This window comes from Streptomyces sp. LHD-70, from assembly GCF_031157275.1.
Lineage (GTDB): Bacteria > Actinomycetota > Actinomycetes > Streptomycetales > Streptomycetaceae > Streptomyces.
The window spans coordinates 101961-121493 of record NZ_JAVIFW010000012.1; the positions used below are offsets into that span (position 1 = coordinate 101961).

General features: G+C 71.2%; 15 protein-coding genes. 8 read left to right on the forward strand and 7 right to left on the reverse strand.

Translation table 11 applies throughout. The features are described 5' to 3' along the window. The 7 genes from RCO28_RS23985 (at nucleotide 1) to RCO28_RS24015 (ending at nucleotide 10396) form a co-directional block, all read left to right on the forward strand. The gene (locus RCO28_RS23985) at nucleotides 1-1059 is read left to right on the forward strand and encodes an ABC transporter permease (RefSeq protein WP_308943317.1); all 1059 of its coding nucleotides are present in this window, start codon (nucleotides 1-3) and stop codon (nucleotides 1057-1059) included. Continuing rightward, on the forward strand, nucleotides 1056-1874 hold the full coding sequence (locus RCO28_RS23990) for an ATP-binding cassette domain-containing protein (protein WP_308943318.1): 819 nt from the start codon (nucleotides 1056-1058) through the stop codon (nucleotides 1872-1874). Before RCO28_RS23985 ends, RCO28_RS23990 begins: the two co-directional genes overlap by 4 nt. Before the next feature lie 82 nt (nucleotides 1875-1956). Beyond that, the gene (locus tag RCO28_RS23995; protein ID WP_308943319.1) at nucleotides 1957-3114 is read left to right on the forward strand and encodes an ROK family glucokinase; all 1158 of its coding nucleotides are present in this window, start codon (nucleotides 1957-1959) and stop codon (nucleotides 3112-3114) included. Further along, nucleotides 3115-3693: a sugar kinase gene (locus RCO28_RS24000; RefSeq protein WP_308943320.1), complete on the forward strand. Its 579-nt coding sequence runs from the start codon at nucleotides 3115-3117 to the stop codon at nucleotides 3691-3693. It abuts the gene before it with no gap. Between the two features lie 112 nt (nucleotides 3694-3805). Continuing rightward, on the forward strand, nucleotides 3806-6685 hold the full coding sequence (locus tag RCO28_RS24005; RefSeq protein ID WP_308943321.1) for a DEAD/DEAH box helicase: 2880 nt from the start codon (nucleotides 3806-3808) through the stop codon (nucleotides 6683-6685). Then, entirely contained in the window at nucleotides 6682-8742 is a 2061-nt protein-coding gene (locus RCO28_RS24010; RefSeq protein ID WP_308943322.1) for an SWIM zinc finger family protein, read from the forward strand. The genes RCO28_RS24005 and RCO28_RS24010 overlap by 4 nt, the downstream gene beginning before the upstream one ends. 202 nt (nucleotides 8743-8944) lie before the next feature. Continuing rightward, entirely contained in the window at nucleotides 8945-10396 is a 1452-nt protein-coding gene (locus RCO28_RS24015) for an FG-GAP-like repeat-containing protein (protein ID WP_308943323.1), read from the forward strand. 82 nt (nucleotides 10397-10478) lie between these two features. Here RCO28_RS24015 and RCO28_RS24020 read toward each other — a convergent pair whose 3' ends face one another. Genes RCO28_RS24020 through RCO28_RS24035 form a run of 4 tightly spaced genes read right to left on the reverse strand, consistent with a single transcriptional unit; the run spans nucleotide 10479 to nucleotide 14351 of the window. Beyond that, the gene (locus RCO28_RS24020) at nucleotides 10479-11660 is read right to left on the reverse strand and encodes an alpha-hydroxy acid oxidase (RefSeq protein ID WP_308943324.1); all 1182 of its coding nucleotides are present in this window, start codon (nucleotides 11658-11660) and stop codon (nucleotides 10479-10481) included. Then, the gene (locus RCO28_RS24025) at nucleotides 11657-12523 is read right to left on the reverse strand and encodes an amino acid ABC transporter ATP-binding protein (RefSeq protein WP_374991233.1); all 867 of its coding nucleotides are present in this window, start codon (nucleotides 12521-12523) and stop codon (nucleotides 11657-11659) included. The genes RCO28_RS24020 and RCO28_RS24025 overlap by 4 nt, the downstream gene beginning before the upstream one ends. Then, entirely contained in the window at nucleotides 12520-13467 is a 948-nt protein-coding gene (locus RCO28_RS24030) for an amino acid ABC transporter permease (RefSeq protein ID WP_308943325.1), read from the reverse strand. The genes RCO28_RS24025 and RCO28_RS24030 overlap by 4 nt, the downstream gene beginning before the upstream one ends. Next, nucleotides 13464-14351: an ABC transporter substrate-binding protein gene (locus RCO28_RS24035; RefSeq protein ID WP_308943326.1), complete on the reverse strand. Its 888-nt coding sequence runs from the start codon at nucleotides 14349-14351 to the stop codon at nucleotides 13464-13466. The genes RCO28_RS24030 and RCO28_RS24035 overlap by 4 nt, the downstream gene beginning before the upstream one ends. 152 nt (nucleotides 14352-14503) lie before the next feature. Here RCO28_RS24035 and RCO28_RS24040 point away from each other — a divergent pair, with 152 nt between their 5' ends. Continuing rightward, the gene (locus RCO28_RS24040) at nucleotides 14504-16156 is read left to right on the forward strand and encodes a helix-turn-helix domain-containing protein (protein WP_308943327.1); all 1653 of its coding nucleotides are present in this window, start codon (nucleotides 14504-14506) and stop codon (nucleotides 16154-16156) included. Nucleotides 16157-16225: 69 nt separating this feature from the next. On the opposite strand, the gene RCO28_RS24045 is transcribed toward RCO28_RS24040, so the two are convergent. From RCO28_RS24045 to RCO28_RS24055, 3 genes are all read right to left on the reverse strand, one after another. Beyond that, on the reverse strand, nucleotides 16226-17089 hold the full coding sequence (locus tag RCO28_RS24045; RefSeq protein WP_308943328.1) for a 3-hydroxybutyryl-CoA dehydrogenase: 864 nt from the start codon (nucleotides 17087-17089) through the stop codon (nucleotides 16226-16228). 83 nt (nucleotides 17090-17172) lie between these two features. Further along, entirely contained in the window at nucleotides 17173-18648 is a 1476-nt protein-coding gene (locus tag RCO28_RS24050) for a cytosine permease (protein WP_308943329.1), read from the reverse strand. 106 nt (nucleotides 18649-18754) lie between these two features. Then, entirely contained in the window at nucleotides 18755-19510 is a 756-nt protein-coding gene (locus tag RCO28_RS24055; RefSeq protein WP_308943330.1) for an enoyl-CoA hydratase/isomerase family protein, read from the reverse strand. Nucleotides 19511-19533 lie beyond the last annotated feature (23 nt).

Sequence of the window (19533 nt, forward strand, 5' to 3'; positions counted from 1 at the left end):
ATGACCGCCACGGCCCCGGCGAAGAAGGCGCCGGACAAGCCGGTCGACGAACGGCTCCTGAAGACCTCGCTACCGCGCAAGCTACTCGGCCGGCCCGAGCTGGGCGCGGTCGTCGGCGCCATCGCCGTCCTCGTCTTCTTCTCGTTCGCCGCGGACAGCTTCCTGCAGGCGTCCAGCCTGTCGACGGTTCTGTACGCCTCGTCGACGATCGGGATCATGGCGGTGCCGGTGGCGCTGCTGATGATCGGCGGCGAGTTCGACCTGTCCGCGGGCGTCCTGGTGACCAGCTCCGCGCTGATCTCGTCGATGTTCAGCTACCAGATGACGGCGAACGTCTGGGTGGGCGTGGGCGTCTCGCTCCTCACCACGCTCGCCATCGGCGTCTTCAACGGCTTCATGCTGACCCGTACGAAACTGCCGAGCTTCATCATCACGCTGGGCACGTTCCTGATGCTCACCGGGCTGAACCTGGGCTTCACCAAGCTGATCAGCGGCACCGTCTCCACCAAGACGATCGCCGACATGGAGGGCTTCGAGTCCGCGAAGGTGCTCTTCGCCTCCCAGATCACCCTCGGCGGCGTCGCCTTCAAGGTGACCATCCTGTGGTGGATCGCCCTGGTCGCCGTCGCCACCTGGATCCTGCTCCGCACCCGCGCGGGCAACTGGATCTTCGCGGTCGGCGGCAACATGGACGCCGCACGCGCGGTGGGTGTCCCGGTCATCAAGACCAAAATCGGGCTCTATATGGGTGTCGCTTTTGCCGCCTGGGTGTCAGGACAGCACCTGCTTTTCTCCTTCGACGCGGTGCAGTCCGGCGAGGGCGTCGGCAACGAGCTGATCTACATCGTCGCGGCCGTCATCGGCGGCTCCCTGATCACCGGCGGCTACGGCTCCGCGATCGGCTCCGCCTTCGGCGCGTTCATCTTCGGCATGACCGGCAAGGGCATCGTGTACGCGGAGTGGAACGCCGACTGGTACAAGTTCTTCCTCGGAGCGATGCTCCTCCTGGCGACCCTCCTGAACCACTGGGTCCGCAAGCGCGCGGAGGCCACGAAATGACGACGTCGGACACCTCTGCACCGCTTGTCGGGCCCGCACCCCTGGTCGAGCTGGACTCGGTCAGCAAGTACTACGGCAACATCCGCGCCCTCGAAGGCGTCTCCCTGCAGGTGCACGCGGGGGAGGTGTCCTGCGTCCTGGGCGACAACGGCGCCGGCAAGTCGACCCTCATCAAGATCATCGCGGGCCTGCACCGGCACGACGCGGGCACGTTCCGCATCGAGGGCGAGGAGGCCCGGCTCAGCAACCCGCGCGACGCCCTGGACCGCGGCATCGCCACCGTCTACCAGGACCTCGCCGTCGTCCCGCTGATGCCGGTCTGGCGCAACTTCTTCCTCGGCTCCGAGCCGACGAAGGGCGCGGGCCCCTTCAAGCGCCTGGACGTCGACCGGATGCGCCGCACCACGCGCGAGGAACTCCTCCGCATGGGCATCGACCTGCGCGACGTCGACCAGCCCATCGGCACCCTCTCCGGCGGCGAGCGCCAGTGCGTGGCCATCGCGCGTGCGGTGTATTTCGGCGCGAAGGTCCTCGTCCTGGACGAGCCGACGGCGGCGCTCGGCGTGAAGCAGTCCGGCGTGGTCCTCAAGTATGTGGCGGCCGCACGTGACGCAGGCCTCGGCGTGGTGCTCATCACCCACAACCCGCACCACGCCTACCTGGTCGGCGACCGTTTCGTCCTCCTCAAGCGCGGCACGATGGCCGGCAGCCACCTCCGCGAGGAGATCGAACTGGACGAGCTGACGCGCCAGATGGCGGGCGGCTCGGAACTGGAAGAGCTCAGTCATGAACTGGAGCGGGCTCAGCGGAAGTGATCCGTCCTGATCCGAAGGAGACGGCCTGGGCCCGGTCCCACCTCACCGGGCCTTGACACACGGCCCCCGTAGAATCGCCCCGATGAGCACCTACCGCGACTTCGCCCACCGCGGCTCCGCGCGCGCCACCGTCCTGCGGACCGTCGGCACCCGCGAGCGCCGCTCCCACCTCTCCGCTCCGCGCGTGCCGACCGTCGGCATCGACATCGGCGGTACGAAGGTGATGGCGGGCGTGGTCGACGCGGACGGCAAGATCCTGGAGAAGGTCCGCACCGAGACCCCGGACAAGTCCAAGAGCCCCAAGGTCGTCGAGGACACCATCTGCGAGCTGGTGCTCGACCTCTCCGACCGGCACGACGTCCACGCGGTCGGCATCGGCGCGGCCGGCTGGGTCGACGCGGACCGCAACCGCGTCCTGTTCGCCCCGCACCTGTCCTGGCGCAACGAACCCCTGCGCGACTCCCTGCAGTCCCGCCTCGCCGTCCCGGTGATGGTCGACAACGACGCCAACACCGCGGCCTGGGCGGAGTGGCGCTTCGGCGCGGGAGCCGGCGAGGACCACCTCGTCATGATCACGCTCGGCACCGGCATCGGCGGCGCCATCCTGGAGGACGGCCAGGTCAAGCGCGGCAAGTTCGGCGTCGCGGGCGAGTTCGGCCATATGCAGGTCGTGCCCGGCGGCCACCGCTGCCCGTGCGGCAACCGCGGCTGCTGGGAGCAGTACAGCTCCGGCAACGCCCTGGTCCGCGAGGCCCGCGAGCTCGCCGCCGCCGACTCCCCGGTCGCGTACAACATCATCGACCGGGTCAAGGGCCAGATCCCCGACATCAGCGGCCCGCTCATCACCGAGCTGGCGCGCGAGGGCGACGCGATGTGCGTCGAACTGCTCCAGGACATCGGGCAGTGGCTCGGCGTCGGCATCGCCAACCTCGCCGCCGCCCTGGACCCGTCCTGCTTTGTCATCGGCGGCGGCGTCAGTGCCGCCGACGACCTCCTGATCGGCCCCGCCCGCGACGCCTTCCGCCGCCACCTCACCGGCCGCGGCTACCGCCCGGAGGCCCGTATCGCCAAGGCTGAGCTGGGCCCCGAGGCCGGCATGGTGGGCGCCGCCGACCTGGCGCGCCTCGTCGCCCGCCGCTTCCGCCGCGCCAACCGCCGCAGGCTCGAACGCTACGAGCGGTACGAGCGGTACGCGCAGGCGATCCGCACCACCACTCGCCACACCCAGGGAAACAAGTAGATGAACCCGTCCGTGCCCGGCCAGTCCACCTCGCCGGAGGGTTCGAAGCCGCCCGAGGACCGCAAGCACATGATCCGCCGCCGCTGGCTCACGGCGATCATCATCGTGCTCCTGATCGGCATCCCCGCCGGCTACCTGGCAATCTCCGCAGGCCAGAGCCGGGACAGCGGCCGCGACAAGGAGGAGAAGTACGCCGCCACCGGCCTCACCTCGGAGTGGCCCTCGCGGGTGCAGCGCCGTATCTACGAGGTGCCGATCCCGCCGTACTCCCGCCGCGTCGCCTACTACGAGACCAACAACTGGCGCACCAGCAGGCTCTACGTCCAGTTCCTCACCAGCAACAAGGGCCTCGACAAGTTCCTCAAGAGCATGGACAAGGACGTCGCCGACCTGAACAAGGGCGACATGACGCTCAGCAAGCGCGACCGGCAGATCGTCGGCTGGACGTTCACGAACTCCGGCCCGTTCTACGGCCTGAAGCACAAGCAGCCGGACCCGCGCCCCAGCCACGACGTCTACGTGGACCGCAGCAACCCGCACCACCCGATGGTCTACGTCGTCGCGACGGCCAACCCCTGACGCTCCGCGCCCGGGCCGCCCGTGACGGCGTGCGCGGTCGATTGTCAGTGCCCCTCCGTAGAGTCGTAGACGTCCGATCGACGACCGATATCCGGAGGGGGTGAGCCGCGCCATGACCGAAGTGCTCGACCGACGTCAGGCGGGGACGGACCCGCAGGCTGCGGGGGCGGATCCGCGCCTGCGCCTCGCCGCCGTCTTCCTGCCCGCCGCCCTGCCGCGCGAGGGCCGCATCGCGCTGTGGAACCCCGCCGGCGGACCGCTCCCCGACGCCCCCGGCACACCCACGGAACTCACGGTCGTACGCGCAAGCGGCGCCGTCGTCCGCAGGGCCGCCGCACCCGCCCTGACGCTGCCGGTCGACGCGTCGCTGCCGCTGCTCCTCGCCGCCCACCCGTCGGCGCGCCCGCACCCGTCCGCCCACCCCGCCGCGGCCTGCTGGGGCGCCGCCGCCCGCCTCGCCCTGCGCCTCGTGGCCCGCGGCCGGCTTCTCCCCGGCCTCACCGCGGACGACCAGGACGCCTGGCGCGCGGGCCCGCTGGAGGGCGGCGACGTCGAGCAGTTGCGGGCGATCGCCGCCGCGCTGCCGTACGAAGGCCATGCCGTCCCCCTCAAGGACGCCGTTCCGCTGCAACTGCCGCAGCCCGAGGCCCTGATGCGCGCCTTCCTCGACGCGGTCGCGGACTCCCTGCCGCGCACCCCGGCCGCGCCGCACTCCGTGGGCGCGGCGTTCGCCGCGCGCGCCCCGCAGCGCCTGCCGCAGGCCCGCGAGTGGGCCGCCGAGGCCGCGGCGGGCATGGACGCGGGCGTGCGGATCTCCCTCCGCCTCGACCTGTCGGGCCGTGACCTGTTCGACCGCAGCGACGAGGACCGGACGGCGGGCGCGGCCGTGGTCCAGGTGCACAGCCTCGCCGACCCCACGCTCGTCATCGACGCGGTCGCCCTGTGGGAGGGCGAGGGCGAGGAGACCTTCGGGCCCCGCGCGCGTGTGGACGCCGCCCTCGCCCTGCGCCGCGCCGCCCGCGTCTGGCCACCCCTGGAGCGCCTCGGCGAACAGTCCTCCCCGGACGTACTCCCGCTCTCCGAGACGGAGTTGTACGACCTGCTCGGCAGCGCCGCCGCCCGCCTCGGCGCCGCCGGGGTCGCCGTGCACTGGCCGCGCGATCTCGCCCAGGACCTGTCGGCCGCCGCCGTGGTGCGCTCCGCGCCCGGCTCCGCGACGGACGGCACGGGCTTCTTCGAGGCCGAGCAACTCCTGGAGTTCCGCTGGCAGTTGGCGCTCGGTGGCGAGCCGCTCACCGAGGCCGAGATGGACCAGCTCGCCGAGTCGCACCGCCCCGTCGTGCGCCTGCGCGACCAGTGGGTGCTCGTCGACCCGGCGCTCGTCCGCAAGGCCCGCAAGCGCGAACTGGGCCTGCTCGACCCGGTCGACGCCCTGTCGGCCGCCCTCACCGGCACGGCCGAGGTCGACGGCGAGGAGGTCGAGGCCGTCCCGGTCGGCGCCCTCGCCGAGCTGCGGGACCGCCTCACCACAGGCCTCGCCCCGGCACAGCCGCCACCCGGCCTGGACGCCGAGCTGCGGGACTACCAACTGCGCGGCCTGGCCTGGCTGGACCTCATGACCTCGCTCGGCCTCGGCGGCTGCCTCGCGGACGACATGGGCCTCGGCAAGACCGTCACGCTCATCGCCCTGCACCTGCGCCGGTCCCGCCGCGAACCCACCCTGGTCGTCTGCCCCGCCTCCCTCCTCGGCAACTGGCAGCGGGAGATCGCCCGCTTCGCGCCCGGCGTCCCGGTCCGGCGGTACCACGGCGCGAGCCGCTCCCTTGACGACCTGGACGGCGGCTTCGTCCTCACCACGTACGCCACGATGCGCACCGCCGCCGCGCGCCTTTCCGAGCAGACCTGGGGCATGGTCGTCGCCGACGAGGCGCAGCACGTCAAGAACCCGCACTCCGCGACGGCCAAGGCGCTGCGCACGATTCCGGCCCCGGCCCGCATCGCCCTCACCGGCACCCCGGTCGAGAACAACCTCTCCGAGCTGTGGGCCCTCCTGGACTGGACGACGCCCGGGCTGCTCGGCCCCCTCAAGGCGTTCCGGTCCCGGCACGCGCGCGCGGTGGAGGGGGGTGAGCAGGACGACGCCGTGGAGCGCCTCGCCCGCCTGATCCGCCCGTTCCTGCTGCGCCGCAAGAAGTCCGACCCGGGCATCGTCCCCGAACTCCCGCCGAAGACGGAGACCGACCACCCGGTGCCGCTCTCCCGCGAACAGGCCTCGCTGTACGAAGCGGTGGTCCGCGAGTCGATGGCGGCGATCGAGGCGGCCCAGGGCATCGCGCGGCGCGGCCTCGTCCTGAAGCTCCTCGGCGCGCTCAAGCAGATCTGCAACCACCCGGCGCAGTACCTGAAGGAGTCCACCGACGCGTCGGGAGCCGTCGGCCGCGCGGGAGCGGTCCGCCTGGACGGCCGCTCCGGCAAACTCGACCTGCTCGACGAGCTGTTGGACACGATCCTCGCGGAGGACGGCTCGACGCTGATCTTCACGCAGTACGTCGGGATGGCCAAGCTGATCGCCGGGCACCTGGAGGGCCGCGCGGTCCCGGCCGAGCTGCTGCACGGCGGCACGCCGGTGGCCGAGCGCGAGCGCATGGTCGACCGCTTCCAGTCCGGTGAGACGCCGGTCCTCGTCCTCTCCCTCAAGGCGGCGGGCACGGGCCTCAACCTGACCCGCGCGGGTCACGTGGTGCACTTTGACCGCTGGTGGAACCCGGCGGTGGAGGAACAGGCCACGGACCGGGCGTACCGCATCGGGCAGACCCAGCCGGTGCAGGTCCACCGGCTGATCACCGAAGGCACGGTGGAGGACCGCATCGCCGAGATGCTCGCCTCCAAGCGCGCCCTCGCGGACGCGGTGCTCGGCTCGGGGGAGTCGGCCCTGACGGAACTGACGGATCGCGAACTGGCGGACCTGATCTCCCTGCGGAGGCCCGCATGAGTACGTCGCCGAGGGGCGACCGCACCCCCGAGACTCCGGCCCAGGCGGCCCGCCGTGCGCTGCGCGAGGCGCGTGAGGCTAGCGAGGCCCGCGAGGCTAGCGCGGTGGTGGAGGCGGCGGAAGGGGCGTACGAGGAAGGCGCTGAGGCCACCGCCTCCGCAACCCCCTCCGGCACCGCACCCGCCCCCGTTCCGGACGCCGACCCCGTATCCGCCCGGCCTGCCGAACCCTCCGCTCCCCGCCCCGGTGACGTGGCCAGGGAGGCGCTGCGTGCGGCTCGTACTCCGTCCGTCACCGAAGCTGGAACAGCAGCCGAAGCGGCGACCGAGACGGCAACCGAGACGGCAACCGCTGCGGCGACTGAAGCGGCGACCGAGACGGCAGCCGAAACAGCAGCCGAAGCGGCGAACGAAACAGCAACGGAAACCGAAGCAGCAACCGCCGCGTCCGCCGCCCCCACCGCGCCCGCCGAGGCCCAATCGGCGGAAACCGTCGCTGAGTTGAAGCGGATGGCGCGCATCGGCCGCCGCTCGATGCGGCCGTCCAGCGGGGTGGGCGAGGTGGGCGAAGTCGGCGAGGCGGGCGTAGTCGGCCAGGGCGAGCCCGTGGCCGCCGGGGCACCGGACGAGCCCGGCCCGGAGTCCCCGAGTGCCGCCGCGCGGTCCGCCCTGGCGCGGGCCGGTGCCGAGCGCCGGCGGGCGGCTCGGGACGGGGCGCAGCCCGTACGCACCGGAAGGCGGGCGCGCCGCAGGCGGCTGAGCGAGGACACCCCGGCAACCCCGGCCGTACGCGACACGGGAACCCGCGCGTCCCACCCCGAGCCCACGGAAGAGCTCCGGCGCACGTTCAGGGCGGAAGGCCCCGATGCCTCGGCGGGGGAGGGGAGTTGGTGGGGCTCGGCCTGGATCGAGGCCCTGGAGGAGTCCGCGCTCGACCCGGCACGCCTCGCCCGCGGGCGGGACTACGCGGGGCACGGCCGCGTGGACGCCGTGACGGTCACCCCCGGCCTGCTCCTCGCGTACGTGCACGGCAGCCGCCCCCGCCCGTACCGCGCGAAGATCACCCTGCCGACGTTCACCGACGAGGAGTGGGACCGCTTCCTGGACGCGGCCGCGGCGCAGCCCGGGCACATCGCGGCGCTGCTCGACCGGGAGATGCCGCGCTCCCTGGCCGACAGCGGCGTGCCGCTGCTGCCCGCGCCGGGCGAGCTGCACCCCGAGTGCTCGTGCCCGGACTCCGGCCACCCGTGCAAGCACGCGGCGGCGCTCTGCTACCGGACGGCGCGGCTGCTCGACGAGGACCCGTTCGTGCTGCTCCTGCTGCGCGGCCGAGGTGAGCGCGGACTGCTCGCGGAGCTGTCCCGCCGCAACGCGACGCTGGCCGCCCGCTCCGGTGCGCCCTCAACGGCCGTACGCATCCCGGGAGTTCGCGCCCGAGACATCCTCGCGCCCCGCACTCTGCCCCCGTTGCCGCGTCCGCAGCCCCCGCTCCCGCACCCCGAGCAGCCGTCCGCGTACCCGGCGGCGCCCGGCGGGCCCGACCCGTTCGCCCTGGACCAGCTGGCCACGGACGCGGCCGCCCGCGCGTATGCCCTGCTCGCCACCGGCCGGGACCCGGTCGCCGAACTGACGCTGTGGCAGGACGCGGTCAGAATCGCCGCCGCCCGCCCGGGTTCGGGCCTGACGGGGGCGAGCCGCGCGCAGTACGAGTCGCTGGCGGCGGCAGCCGGACGTACGGCCACGGACCTGGCACGCGCTGTCGCGGCCTGGCGCCAGGGCGGCCGCGAGGGCCTCGCCGTCCTCGAAGAGCCCTGGGACCCGCCCGCGGGCCGCTTCGACCAGGCGAGACCCGCCCTGCGCGCCGCCGAGTTCCCCCTGTTCACCCCTCGCCGCAACCACCTCACCCACCCGGAGGGCACCCTCCAACTCCGCCTGGGCCGCGACGGATTGTGGTACGCGTACGAAAGCGAACCGGGCCACGACGACTGGTGGCCCAGAGGCACCCCGGACCACGACCCGGTGGGCGCGCTGACGGCGCTGGCCGGGGGCGGGGTGTGAGGTCCTGACACTCGGACCGACCGCCCAAGGATGAGCAGGGCCCGACGCCACGGCCTTGAGCAGGGCCCAGCACCACCGCCTTGAGCAGGGCCCGAACGCCACGCCCTTTTCGCTGGTGAACCAGTGCGTTCGTACAACCTCACCGGGGTCTCGGGGGTCTCCTGTGTACCTCCCGTTTCTTCTGCCTCACGGAAAGGGCGTCATGTCCCGCCACAAACGCTCCCGTCGTCTTGCCGTCCTCGGTGCCGCGGTCGTCGCCGCAGCTCTGGGCGGTGGCCTGTTCGTCGCTCTGCCCGGAGATGCGAGCGCCGCACCCTCCGGTCTCGCCGACGACTTCAACGGCGACGGCTACCGCGATCTGGCGACCGGTGCCACGGGTGCCGTCGCGAACAGCAAGGCCAAGGCGGGTGCCGTGGTCGTCAACTACGGCTCGTCGAGCGGGATCAGCGCCTCACGGAAGAAGATCACGTCGCAGAGTTCCTCCGGTGTGCCGGGGGCATCGGAGACCGAGGACCGGTTCGGCACCGAGCTGGCGCACGGCGACCTCAACAACGACGGCTACGGCGACCTGGTCGTGGGCACGCCGCTGGAGGACGTGCCGGGCGATGTCGATCGCGGCGCGGTCACGATCCTGTGGGGCGGCTCGTCCGGCCTGTCCGGTGGCACGACCCTCAGCGACCCGAACGGTTCGGGCCACGACCGGTTCGGCCAGTCCCTCGCGGTCGGCGACTTCACCGGCGACGGGCGGACAGACCTGGCGGTCGGCTCCACCGGCAAGGACATCTGGATCTTCAAGGGCGGCTTCACCAAGTCGGGCGGCGCGGCCGGGAAGCTGCGCTTCGACGCCCGGATCGAGCCCGGGGCGTACCCGGACGGCGCCGTCGAGTTGGCCGAGGGCGACTTCGACGACGACGGTACGGACGACGTGGTGGTGGGCTCTTACACGGGCAACTTCGTCTATCGGGGCACCTCGACCGGGCCCACGTTCCAGACCGAGGTCGGCGAGGGGTCCGCGAGCGCGCTGACCACGGCCGACTTCGACCTTGACGGCCACGACGACCTGGCCGTCGGCACCGACTCTCCCGCGGTCCTGGACTCGACGGCCGACGGCGGGTACGTCACCGTGTTCCACGGTGGCGCGGCGGGTGTCGACACCTCCCGCAGCAAGGTCTTCAGCCAGGCCACGGAGGGCGTGCCGGGGGCGGACGAGTCCGACGACCTCTTCGGCTCCGCGCTCGCCGCGGGCGACGTCAACGGTGACGACTACCCGGACCTCGCGGTCAGCGCCGTCTTCGAGACCATCGGCTCCGCCTCGCACGCCGGCAACGTCTGGGTGCTGCGCGGCAGTTCCTCCGGCCTGACGGCGACCGGCGCCCAGTCCTTGCATCAGGGCACCTCGGGTGTGCCGGGCGCCAACGAGTCGTCCGACCTGTTCGGCGGGGCCGTCCAGCTCGCCGACCACAACAAGGACGGCCGCGTGGACCTGGCCGTCGGCGCTGGCGGTGAGAACAGCGACGACGGCGCGGTGTGGTTCCTGCGCGGCTCCTCCTCCGGCGCCACCACGTCCGGCGCGACGAGCTTCACCGGCCCGACCGTGGGGATCACCCGCTCCGGTGACGACCCCATGTTCGGCCGCCCGATGTCGGGCTCCTGACCGGCGTGACCGGCGTGACCGGCGTGACCGGACGGGGGCCGGTCGTGGTGGCGTACGTACGGAAGGGCGTGGTGCGAGGCGCTCAACAGCCCACGTCCGTACGAGAGTCGGCTCGGGTGTGGGCTGTGTCGCTCCGGGGTGCGAGAGCCGAGGTGTTGAGGGTGTTGAGGGTGGTGTTGCCGGTGAAGGCGAGGGCGGTTGCCGCCTCGTCGCGCAGGATGTCGAGCACGGCGGCGACACCGGCCTGGCCGGAGTGGACCAGGCCGTAGACGGCCGGCCTGCCGATCAGTCCGGCGGTCGCGCCGAGCGCCCGCATCTTGACGAGGTCGCTGCCGCGCCGGATGCCGCTGTCTACCAGTACTTCGGCCTGGCCGTCGACGGCCTGTGCTATCTCGGCGAGTGCGCTGACCGTCGAGGGCTGCGCGTCGAACTGCCGACCGCCGTGGTTGGAGACGAAGATCGCGTCCGCGCCCGCATCGACTGCCCGCAGTGCGTCCTGGGCGTTCATCACCCCCTTGACGGCGAGTTTTCCGTGCCAGCGCTTGCGGATCCGTGCAACGTCGTCCCAGCTCACCGCGGCATTGTCGTCGTGCAGGAACTCGCCCATCTCGCGTAGGTTCATCGCCCGGCCCTCAATGGTCTGATCGCCGAACGTGATCCTGGGTCCGAAGAGGAAGTTGGCGACCCACCTCGGCTTCCGCGCGGCGTTCAGCACGCTCCGCGGCGAGGGGCGCGCCGCCATGGTGAAGCCGTTGCGGAGGTCGCGTTCTCGCTTGCTGGACACGGAGACGTCGCCGGCGAGGACGAGCACCGGGACGTCGGCCGCCTCGGCGCGGTCGAGGTGTTGGTCGACCAGCCGCTGGTCCGGCCAGATCGCGGCCTGGCACCAGACCGCGCCGGGAGCCGCGGCCGCCACCTTCTTTAGCGGCAGGCCGGACCAAGCGCTGTGCACGAAGACTGTTCCCGCGTCACGGGCCGCCCGAGCGAGGGCGATGTCCGCGTCGCGGTGGAACAGCGACAGCAGGCCCATGGGTGAGATCAGTGCCGGCGTCCTCAGGGTCTGCCCCAGGACGGTCGTACTGAGGTCGATGTCGGAGACGTCGTTCATGATCGACTGGCGCAGGTGGAGCGCGGCGAGGTCGGTGATGTTGCTCCGCAGCGTGATCTCGTCGAGCGCGCCGCCTTCGAGGTAGTCGTAGACGATCCGAGGCAGGCGGCGCCGGGCGACGCAGCGGAAGTCGTTGATGCTGACGGGCGCGCTCATGACGCGGTGCTCCTGTCGTCGAAACCGTCGGAACCGTCGGAACCGGCGGGGGTGTTGGGGCTGGTGCGAGTCGTGGCGTTGTGGCCGTGCTCGTCGGTCGGGGAGGCCCTGAAGTGGCTCATGAACGTGGTGACCAAGGGGTCTGTCGAGGTCAGCCACTCCTGGGGGCGGGCGTCGTATGCGACCGTGCCGCTGTCCATGAGCACGATGCGGTCGGAGACGTCGAGCGCGAACCGCACCTCGTGGGTGACGATCACCATCGTCATTCCGCTGTCGGCGAGTTGCCGGATCACCCGCAGGACCTCGCCGACCAGGTGGGGGTCGAGCGCCGAGGTGGGCTCGTCGAAGAGCATGAGCTTGGGGTGCATGGCCATGGCCCGGGCGATCGCCACGCGCTGCTGCTGCCCGCCGGAGAGCTGACGCGGATACGACTCCACGTGCTCGGCGAGGCCGACCCGCGCGAGCAGGCCGCGTGCCTCTTCCTCGACTTCGGCACGTGGCCTGCCGAGGACCTTGCGCGGGCCGAGGGTCACGTTGTCCAGCGCGGTCAGGTGGCCGAAGAGGTTGAAGTGCTGGAACACCATGCCGATGTCGCGGCGCTGACGGCACAGGGTCGACTCCTTGACCTCGTGCAGGAGGCCGCCTCGCCGGTCGTAGCCGATCAGCCGGCCGTCGACGCTGATGGTTCCGGCGTCCACTGTTTCGAGGTGGTTCACGCAGCGCATCAGGGTCGACTTGCCCGCCCCGGAGGAGCCCAGGATGCTGACGACCTCCCCGCGGCGGACATCGAGTGAGGCACCACGCAGGACGGCGGCCGGGCCATAGCTCTTCTTGACGTTCCGTATCTCGAGCATGGCTGTCATGACTTCCCGTCCGAGGTGAGAGTGGCGGAGGACCGCAGGGAGGCGAGGCGGTGCGCGGCGCGTGCGGTCCAGGGCTGCTGCCGGACGCGGAGCACGACTTGCAGCCGGCGTTCCAGGAGGCTCTGTGCCAGCGAGGCCACGGTCGACAGGGCCAGGTACCAGATACTGGCGACGATCAGCAGCTCGATGACGAGGTAGTTGACCCCGTAGATCTGCTGAGTCGCGGTCAGTAGTTCGCGGGCGGCGATGACACTGACGAGCGAGGTGTTCTTGAGCATGTTGATCAGCTCGTTGCCGGTCGGCGGAACGATCGTGCGCAGCGCCTGCGGGAGGATCACGTGCCGCATCGCCTGGCCGCGGGTCATGCCGAGGGTGGCCGCCGCCTCGCTCTGCCCCTGCTCGACGGAGATGAGGCCGCCGCGCACGATCTCCGCCATGTACGCGGCCTCGTTGAGGCCGAGCGCGATGACGGCCGCGGCGACCGGCGTGATGAGGGAGTTGGTGGCGACGCTGAAGCCGATCGAGGTGAACGGGATGTGCAGCGCGACGGCCGGAAAGATCAGGGCGAGGTTGTACCAGAAGATGATCTGGATGAGCACCGGTGTACCGCGGAAGATCCACAGGTAGAGCCCGCTGATGGCCTTGAGTACCGGGTTGCTCGAGCGGCGCATGACGGCGAGGACAATGCCGCCGACGATGCCGACGCCCTGGGCCACCACGGTGAGCAGGACGGTGAGGCCTATGCCGTCGATGACGGAACCGGCTGTCAGACAGGAACCGACCTCGCCCCACTGGAGGTTGGGGGATCCGGCGAAGGACCACACGACCGCGGTTCCGACCGCCAGGGCGAGGAGTGCCGAGACCCAGCGCCAGGGATGACGGCGTGCGACGGTGCGCAACTCGTCCGGGTGGGTGTGCGGTTCCGTGAGGGTGGAGTTGATCACTGCTTGCCTCCGTTGATGGTGGCTCTGGTGACCAGGGCGCTGCCGGTGATCCCGTACTTCGCGCAGATCCGGGCGTAAGTGCCGTCGGCGATGAGGGAGTCGAGTGCCTCGGCGATCGCCTGAGCCAGTGCCGGGTTGTTCCTGTCGACCGCGAATCCGTAGAGGAAGTCCGGCGCGACGTCGTCGAAGACTTCGGCGTAGTGCCGGGGTTGGCTGCCCGCCAGGTGCTGGGCCACCACGCTGTCGACCAGGGCCACGTCCACGCGTCCGCTGCGGATCGCCACGGTGGCTTCGCGGTCAGTGGGGAAGATCTGCGTGGAGACTGCCTGGCCGCCGTCCTTCACGCAGCGCTTCGAGACGGTCTTCGCCACGGCGACGGTCGCCGAGCCGTTCGCGACGCCGACCCTCTTGCCGCACAGCGCGGAGGGTTTCGGAAAGTGGGCCTTGTCCGCGGCCCGCACGATGCCTGCGATGCCGCCCTTGAGCATGTCGACGAAGATGACCTGCTTCCGGCGCTCGGGGAAGTCGCCGAACGACGACGCCAGCATGTCGTGGCGGCCAGCGTTCAGCGCGGGGATCAGGCCGTCCCAGGAAGAGTTGGAGAAGCTCGCCCTGAGCCCGAGGCGGCGTGCCACCGCCCTGGCCAGGTCGATGTCGATGCCCGAGAGGGTCGACCCGTCGGGTGCGTAGAACTCCATCGGCACGAACGGCACGTTGGTACCGACGCGCAGCACTCCGGCCTCCTCGACCAGGCGCGACGCGGCGCCACTCTCCGGTGTCGGCGGCGTGCCCGCGCCGGCCGGCTGGTAACCGCACGCCGTGAGGACGGTGACTGACGTCGCGACGAGGACGGCGGCGACGTACCGCAAGGAGACAGGCGTCATCGTGGGCTCCTACGCCAGGGGGGATGGTGGTCGCCAGGCCCCGGTCGACGGGGCGACGGGGCGGCGGTGGGACCAGCGTAGGAGGGCGGATCACCCACCGGTACGGAGCGATCTACAAAGGATTCAGCGTTCTGCTGCTAAATTCTCCAAACATGGCGAGCGGAACCCCGGACCCGACCGCGCGGGCCGCCGACGGCCCGCAGACATCGACCCTGTCGGACGTGTTGGTGAACGTCGGAGCGGACCTGTGGGTGGTCCACCAGCAGGACGACCCGGTCGTGCAGTCGATCGCGCTGCGCGAACCGTCCGACGACGACACGCACATCCCTCGGCGTGCGGTGCTCCTCGCGGTCGGCTTCCCCGCGCAGGGTCCCGCCTTCACCGATCTGCTGGTCCGGGCGGGCGAGGCCGGAGTCTCGGCGGTGATCGCCAAACCCGCCACGGCCGACCCCGAGTCCCTGCGCGCGCTCGGTGAACTGCACGGCGTCAACACGGTGTTGGCCCGCCAGTCCGTGGACTGGCTGCAGCTGGCGGCGCTCCTCAAGGCGAGTGTGTCCGTCTCGGAAGCCGACGCTGTGGCGGGCGCACGGCTCGGCGACCTGTTCGCCTTCGCCAACGCGGTGGCCACCATGGCGGGCGGCGCCACCAGCATCGTCGACCCCGCGGGCCGGGTGCTCGGCTTCTCCAACCTCGCCGACCAGCCCGTCGACGAACACCGCCGCAAGGTCACCCTCCTGATGAGCGAGGTCGACTCACCCGCGACCGACCCCGACTACCGCCTCACCTACGCCGCCACCGGATGCGTCTTCGTCCCCGGCGACGCGGAGACCTACGGACGGGTCGCCGCCGCCGTCCGCAGCGACGGCGAAGTGCTCGGCACCATCTGGGTCATCGTGACCGATCCGGATCAACGCCACCACGTCGTACGGGCCTTGGAGGAGCTGCTGGACGCAGCCTCCCTCCACCTGCACCACGCCCGCTCCTACGTCGACGTCGAACGACGGCGAGAAGCCGACCTCCTGTCCCACCTCCTGCGCGACCCGCAGCAGGCATCCGCGTGCGCGTTCGCGTTGGAGATCGCCGACAAGCAGTGGTACCGCCTCGCCACCCTCACCTCGACGGACCCGCCCACCCGCACCACCGAAGTGGCCCCGCACCGGCTCGTCCAGCGCGTCTCGACATGGCTGCACCTCATCCAGCCGAACGCGATCGTGGCGGAGGTCGACTCTCATCTCGCCATGCTGTTCAGCGGCCAGAACCGTCAGGAGTGGACGAACCTCCAGCACAACCTCGACGACTTCCTCCGCCGCGTCGAACCCACCGCACCGTCACTGGCGGTCGTGGTGGGCCGCGAACTCCACGAAGTCCACGAGCTCGGCGACGACTTCACGCACCTGCGCACCCTGGTCCGGCTGACCGCGCTCGGACTCGTGAGCCCGCGCCCCGGCGGCGCCGTCGTACTCATGGACGAGCACCTACCGCAGCTCGACCTGGCCCTGCTCGCCGACTGGCACCGCTCGACGAACCATCTCCGCCTCCGGGTCCCGACCCTGGAACGGATACGGGAGTACGACCGTGAACGCGGCTCCGCGTATCTGGAAACCCTCAAGACCTACATCGAGAGCAACAAGAGCATTCCCGCTACGGCAGCCGGCCTCAACGTCCATGTGAACTCGGTCCGTTACCGCATCGAAAAGCTGCAGTCGCTCTTCGAACTCGACCTCAACGACATCGATGTGTTCGCCTGGCTGCTCCTGCAGTTCCGCTTCGCGGAGTTCACGACCAGTGTGGCGCCTCGTGAATGAACTACGGCATGACGGTTGACCAGTGCGGTGCTCTGTCGCCTGGTGAGGCCCTGGCCCCGGGTCCGGCGGCTACGGCTCGTACGGGTGGAAGCCCCGTCCCGTCTTGCGGCCGAGCAGGCCCGCCTCCGTCATGCGCAGGAGCAGTGGCGGCGGGGCGTACAGCGGCTCCTTGTGCTCCGCGTAGAGGGACTCGGCGATCGCCGTGACCGTGTCGAGGCCGATCAGGTCCGCGAGGGCGAGCGGTCCGAGCGGGTGGGAACAGCCCTGCACCATGCCGTCGTCGATGTCCGCGGCGGACGCGGTGCCGCTCTCCAGCATCCGTACGGCGGCGAGGAGATACGGCACGAGCAGCGCGTTGACCACGAAGCCCGCACGGTCCGCGGCGAGGACCACGCGCTTGCCGAGGCGGTCCTCGGCGAAGGCGCGGGCGCGTCGCAGGGTGGCCGGGCCGGTCAGGAGCGACGGGACCAGCTCGACCAGCGGGAGCACCGGGACGGGGTTGAAGAAGTGGATGCCGATGACCCGGTCGGCGCGGGTGGTGGCCGTGCCGAGCCGCATGACGGGGATGGAGGAGGTGTTGGAGGCGAGCACGGCGTCCTCGCGCTCCACCACCTTGTCGAGCGTCGCGAACACCGAGGTCTTCACGTCCTCCCGCTCGGCCACCGCCTCGATGACCAGGTCGCGGTCGCCGAAGTCGCCCAGGTCGGTGGTGAGCCGGAGGCGGGAGAGGGCGGCGTCGGCCTCGTCGGCGGTGAGCTTGCCGCGTCCGGCGGCGTGGCGCAGGGACGTCTCGATGCGGGTGCGGGCGGCGCGGGCCGCGTCCCGGTCGGTCTCCGCGACCAGGAGGTCCAGGCCCGCCCGGGCACACACCTCCGCGATGCCGGATCCCATCAGTCCCGCTCCTACGACGCCGACGCGTTCGATGTCCGCCACGGTGCTGCTCCTCGGGTGTTCGGGTACGCAGGTTGTTCGGGTACGCAGGGTTACGGGTACGCAGGGTGTTCGGGTACGCAGGGTTACGGGTGCAGGGACGAGTCCAGGTCCGCGTCGGCAGCCTCGACGACCGCGCGTTCGGCGTCGAGATCGAGGGAGCGGCACAGGACGAGATACAGGACGGCCGATACGGCGAGGCCGACGAGCATCGTGACGTCCGCGCCGCGTACCCAGTGGGCCAGCGGACCGTGCAGGTCGCCGATGACGGCGAACGGCAGCATGGCGACGAAGCCGACGCCGTACGCGGTGAGCCCGCGCCAGTTCCAACGGCCGTAAATTCCTTCGGGGTTGAAGATCTCGCGGATCGAGTAGTGGCCGCGGCGCACCACGTAGAAGTCGATCAGGTTCACCGCGGTCCACGGGGTGAACAGCATGCCGAGCACGATCAGGAAGTGCCCGAACGTGGTGAGGAAGTCGTCGCTGGAGCTGAACGCCAGGGCGGTGGAGGCCACGCCGAGGACGAGCAGCGTCACGATCCTCGACGTCAGGGTCAGCGGGATGCGCTTCACCGAGTCGACGGAGGACAGCAGGGTCAGGCTGCCGCCGTAGAAGTTCAGGGTGCCGATGGTGATGAGCGGGGCGACGGACATCAGGAGCAGCGTTACGCCCAGGCCGGGGAACACGGTGTCACCGGCGTGGATGATCTGCTCCACCAGGCCCAGCTTCGGGAAGAGGCCCGCCGCGACCGCGCCGACCAGCATCATCCACGTACCGCCGAAGCCCGCGCCGAGATACGTCCACCAGAACGAGGAGCGCACGCCCACGGTCGGCGGGAGGTAGCGGGAGTAGTCGGAGACGTAGATCGACCAGGACAGCTGGTACACCGCCGCGTGGAACAGCTGGATCAGGAACGGGGCGAGGGAGAAGGCGCCGAGGTCCAACTGGTCGGCGGAGAACGGCGCCGCGACGAGGACGCCGACGGAGAAGACGATGAGACCCGCCGTCATCAGATAGGTCAGCCAGCGCGAGGCCCGGTGGATGAAGTCGTAGCCGACGATCGCCAGGACGATGGCGATCGCGGCGTACGCGATGTAGCTGACGCCCACTGGCGTGCCGGCCAGGTGCTCCATGGTGGAGCCGACGAGGACCTGGTTGAACGCGGTGTAGCCGATGTACGTGACCAGCGCGACGATCCAGACGAGCAGCGCCCCTACGAACCCGAACTGCGGCCGGGACTGCACCATTTGGGGCAGTCCGAGCTGCGGTCCCTGCGTGGAGTGGAACGCCATGAAGAACGTGCCGAGCGCGTTGCCGAGGACGATGGCGATCGCCGTCCAGATCAGGTTGCCGCCGAGGGCGACGCCGATCGCGCCGGTGGCGACCGTGGCCAGATGGGCGTCGCCCGCGAACCACACGGGGAAGAGGTGCCAGACCTTCCCATGGCGCTCGGCGAGCGGCACGTAGTCGATGGACCGGGTCTCCACGACGGGGCGTTTGCCGGTGTGGGCGGGCTCAGGTTGCTGCGGGGACTGCCCCGTGCTCGACGTGGCGACTGTCATGGGGTGGACCTCCTGGAGCGGACGGGCGACGGGCGACGGGCGGTGCGGGTGGTCGTGGTCGCGTTCGGTGGTTGGGCTCCCCCTGTCGTGCGGTGCGGTGCGCGGTTCAGCCGGTCCGGTTGAGGGCCGCGTACGCGAGGTGTTCGAGGAGCAGCGCCGTCTCCTTGGGGGCGTCGGCCGCCGCGTCCACGACCTGCTTGGCGAGGGCCAGGGTGAGCGGCGCGTGCTCCGTGAGCTCGGCGGCGAGGGCCAGGGCGCGGTCGGTCACGGCCCCGGGGTCTTCGGTGATCTCCGTCAACAGGCCCCAGGCGTACGCCTCTTGGGCATCGAAGCGGCGGCCGCGCAGCACCAGGTCGCGGGTGCGGGCCGGACCGACCTCGCGCACCAGGCGGGCGATGCCGCCGGAGCCGGGCAGGATGCCGAGGCCGACCTCGGGCAGCGCGAACACGGCGCCCGGAGCGGCGATACGGAAGTCGGCGGCGAGGGCGAGTTCCAGGCCGCCACCCATGCAGTAGCCGCTGATCGCGGCGACCGTGGGCTGGGGGAGCGCCGCGAACGCCTCGTACACGGCGCCCGATCCGCGGTAGTACGCGGCGATCGCCTGCGGGGTCATGTCGCGCAGCTCGCCCGTGTCGGCGCCGGCCGAGAAGGCGCGCTCGGTGCCGGTGACGACGACGGCACGACACTCTGTGACATCACTGCTGCGCAGGGCGTCGAGGAGCGTGGCCTCCATGTGGGTGGAGAGGGCGTTGAGTTTGCGCGGGCGGTCGAGGGTGAGCAGCGCGATGTCCTGCCGCTCGCCGCGGAGTTGGACGGTGACCTCGCCGTCGGTCACGGCAGGTGCGGTGGTGGTGGAAGCCATGGCGGGGCGTCTCCGGTCGTGGG

What these genes read in the sequence shown, in the direction of transcription:
- RCO28_RS24010 (WP_308943322.1), top strand. Translation starts at nt 6,682, where the DNA reads ATGAGTACGTCGCCGAGGGGCGACCGCACCCCCGAGACTCCGGCCCAG.
- RCO28_RS23995 (WP_308943319.1), top strand. Translation starts at nt 1,957, where the DNA reads ATGAGCACCTACCGCGACTTCGCCCACCGCGGCTCCGCGCGCGCCACC.
- RCO28_RS24005 (WP_308943321.1), top strand. Translation starts at nt 3,806, where the DNA reads ATGACCGAAGTGCTCGACCGACGTCAGGCGGGGACGGACCCGCAGGCT.
- RCO28_RS24020 (WP_308943324.1), bottom strand. Translation starts at nt 11,660, where the DNA reads ATGAGCGCGCCCGTCAGCATCAACGACTTCCGCTGCGTCGCCCGGCGC.
- RCO28_RS24035 (WP_308943326.1), bottom strand. Translation starts at nt 14,351, where the DNA reads ATGACGCCTGTCTCCTTGCGGTACGTCGCCGCCGTCCTCGTCGCGACG.
- RCO28_RS24050 (WP_308943329.1), bottom strand. Translation starts at nt 18,648, where the DNA reads ATGACAGTCGCCACGTCGAGCACGGGGCAGTCCCCGCAGCAACCTGAG.
- RCO28_RS24015 (WP_308943323.1), top strand. Translation starts at nt 8,945, where the DNA reads ATGTCCCGCCACAAACGCTCCCGTCGTCTTGCCGTCCTCGGTGCCGCG.
- RCO28_RS24025 (WP_374991233.1), bottom strand. Translation starts at nt 12,523, where the DNA reads ATGACAGCCATGCTCGAGATACGGAACGTCAAGAAGAGCTATGGCCCG.
- RCO28_RS23985 (WP_308943317.1), top strand. Translation starts at nt 1, where the DNA reads ATGACCGCCACGGCCCCGGCGAAGAAGGCGCCGGACAAGCCGGTCGAC.
- RCO28_RS23990 (WP_308943318.1), top strand. Translation starts at nt 1,056, where the DNA reads ATGACGACGTCGGACACCTCTGCACCGCTTGTCGGGCCCGCACCCCTG.
- RCO28_RS24055 (WP_308943330.1), bottom strand. Translation starts at nt 19,510, where the DNA reads ATGGCTTCCACCACCACCGCACCTGCCGTGACCGACGGCGAGGTCACC.
- RCO28_RS24040 (WP_308943327.1), top strand. Translation starts at nt 14,504, where the DNA reads ATGGCGAGCGGAACCCCGGACCCGACCGCGCGGGCCGCCGACGGCCCG.
- RCO28_RS24000 (WP_308943320.1), top strand. Translation starts at nt 3,115, where the DNA reads ATGAACCCGTCCGTGCCCGGCCAGTCCACCTCGCCGGAGGGTTCGAAG.